The 2,709-nt window shown below is 52.6% G+C and carries 1 protein-coding gene; it reads right to left on the reverse strand.

Annotated elements, in window-relative coordinates; translation table 11 throughout:
• Window positions 1–62: 62 nt before the first annotated feature.
• Window positions 63–2,624, reverse strand: coding sequence for a type I restriction-modification system subunit M (locus WMO36_RS08305; RefSeq protein WP_349077277.1), 2,562 nt, complete (start codon window positions 2,622–2,624; stop codon window positions 63–65).
• Window positions 2,625–2,709 lie beyond the last annotated feature (85 nt).

The following is a 2,709-nucleotide window of genomic DNA, read 5'->3' on the forward strand; positions in this document are numbered from 1 at the left end:
GGTCAGCGAAACCAGCGAAACGAATCTGCGGAACCAACGCTTTTCCATGCTGTTCGGCCATATCATTCACCCCCGAGCAGTGCTTTGAGCTCTTCCAAGCCCGCCAGATCGCGAGCATTGCCGGTCAAATCGCCAAGCATTCCGGCCAATTCCTTCTCCGCTTCATCGATTTGGCCGCATACATCGGCATATGTGGTGGCGTACTTGTTCTTCAACGCGTTCACTTTGCCAATGAGCTCGTCGATCACGGCATTCGGCAATGCTTCCAACTGCTTCTGCAGCGGCGTAATCCACTTGGCTTCCAGCAACCCTCTGGCTTCGTCATCACTCAACGCCTTAATCGTGTTGCGGGTCTTCTCCTCCAACATGTTTCGCTTGGTCTTGATACCAGATTTCAGCTTCTTCGTCTCATCAAACAGCTTCTGGGCCTGCACCAAGCCACGCTCGAAATCGGAAGCCGGATTCTTGCCGACCGCCTTGACCGCCTTCTTCAGCTCGGCGGCCACGAAGGCGTCACCATCCTGGTTGATTGCATCGCTGTTCTGCTTGTCATCCTCATCGAAACCTTCCAATATGGTTTCAATCTCAGAATCGATGTCCTGCACACGGCGTTCGTCCGTCTCGATTGCGGCCAAATCATCGTGCAACAGCTCGCGCTGAACCAGGTCGAACGGCAGAACGCGGCCAATCCAGCCATCCTGCACTTCCACATCCTTGCCGGCCTTCTTCTTGACGACCATGTTCGGATCCACGACTCTTACCACATCGAAGCCCTCGGAACCTAACACTTCCAAATCAATGGAAATGCCGTTCCACGCATCATCAAGATTCTGATAGGCATCATACGGGTCAACCAGTGGGGTTCCGGCAATCATCGCATCCAGTTCCTTACCGATGGCCGTTTCCTGGGCGAGCGCATCCACTTGTTCGGGATGCTCCACCAAACGGGAGCGCAGGTCAGCAGGCAGGCCGGAAATGGCTTGCCCATACGAGGCAATGAACGCCTGTACGTCGGCATTGTTGCGCACCACAGTGGCGATATCATCGTGATCGCAGGCATAGCAGGCACCATTATCACGGAACAGTTCAGCCTTCAAACTCGGCCAAGCGTTCCAATATTCCTTGAACTGCTCAACCTCGTTCTTCGGAACGCCACCAAACATCGAAGCGTACACATCCCACGTTTCCGCATCCTCGGATGAATCGACATAACGCGGAATGTTGAGGTTGTAATCGTTGGCACGAATCTCATCGATGGACACCAGACGGCTGAACTTGGGTACCGTGCGATTGTTCGACACCACATCGACAATGCGTTTGATATCAGAAGCCTGTAGCTTGTTGTTCTTGCCGTCCTTGATGAAATGCTTCGACGCATCAACGATGAGCACCCTGTCATCATCGCGTTTTTTGCGCAACACCATCACGATGGTGGGGATACCCGTACCAAAGAAAATATTCGCAGGTAGACCAATAATCGCCTGAATATGACGGTTCTCGATCAGATTCTTACGAATCTGACCTTCCTCGCCGCCGCGGAACAGCACCCCATGCGGCAGAACGATGGTCATAATGCCATCGGCACGCAGATGGTACAAGTCGTGGAGCAGGAAAGCATAATCTGCCTTGGACTTCGGGGCTATGCCATAGCTGAAACGCGGATCGATCTCCTTGTCAGCGGAATCCCAATTCTGCGAATAGGGTGGATTGGAGACCACCGCATCCACGAACAGCGGATTGTACGTTTCCTCCTTGTTCTCCAACGTGTCGAACCATGGCCAATCGTCCTCCAAGGTGTCGCCGTTGCGGGCAACGATGTTGTCGGGAAGAATACCACGCATCACCAGATTCATACGCGTGAGGTTGTAAGTGTTCTCCTTGAGCTCCTGCGCGTAATACATGATGGAATCCGGATTGCCGTTTCGTCGAGCCACAGCTTGGCCAATATGAATCAGTAAGGAACCAGAGCCGGATGTCGGGTCGTAGATCTTGATCTGCTCGCGCCCCTGCAAATGCCAGGCGACGATTTCGCTCATCAGCTGGGAAACCTCAGAAGGTGTGTAGAATTCGCCGGCCTTCTTCCCCGCATTGGCGGCGAAATTGCTGATGAGATATTCGTAGATGAAGCCAAGAACGTCATAATCCTGACGACCATCCATCGGAATGTCTTTAATGAGGTAAATCAAATCTCTCGCGGCCTTGGACTGGCTTCTTGCATCGGTACCGAGCTTGGAAAGCCCGGTCTGTAGAGTGTCGAAAATACCGTCGAATACTTTCTTGTGCGCCGGATTGATGTTGCGGGAGAACGCCGAAAGCGCATCACGTACGTTGGAAATCTCGAAATCGTTACCTTGTTTAATCCATGTGGAAAACAGGTTGTCATAGGCGATGAAGTAGCCGCACTCACCCTGCACGAATTCCACAATGTCCGGATTGTCCTCCGTGAGCTGCGGAAGGTCGTTCTCAGTGAAGTCGCTGGCTCTCAAGCGCATCAGTTCGGTTTCCGAAAGGAATTTGTAGAAGATGAAGCCAAGAATGTAATCCTTGTATTCGTTCGCTTCGATCTTGGAACGCATCTTATTGGCGGATTCCCAAATCTTCGAAGCGAGCTGCTGCTTATTCATCTATCCCTCCTCATTGCGGTACCGGCAAACCAATGCACGGCTCCACGAGTGACTGCACATCTTCCATAAGAATACCGCGCCCCCG

Origin of the sequence: Bifidobacterium hominis (assembly GCF_040095915.1) — a bacterium.
Taxonomy (GTDB): Bacteria; Actinomycetota; Actinomycetes; order Actinomycetales; family Bifidobacteriaceae; genus Bifidobacterium; species Bifidobacterium hominis.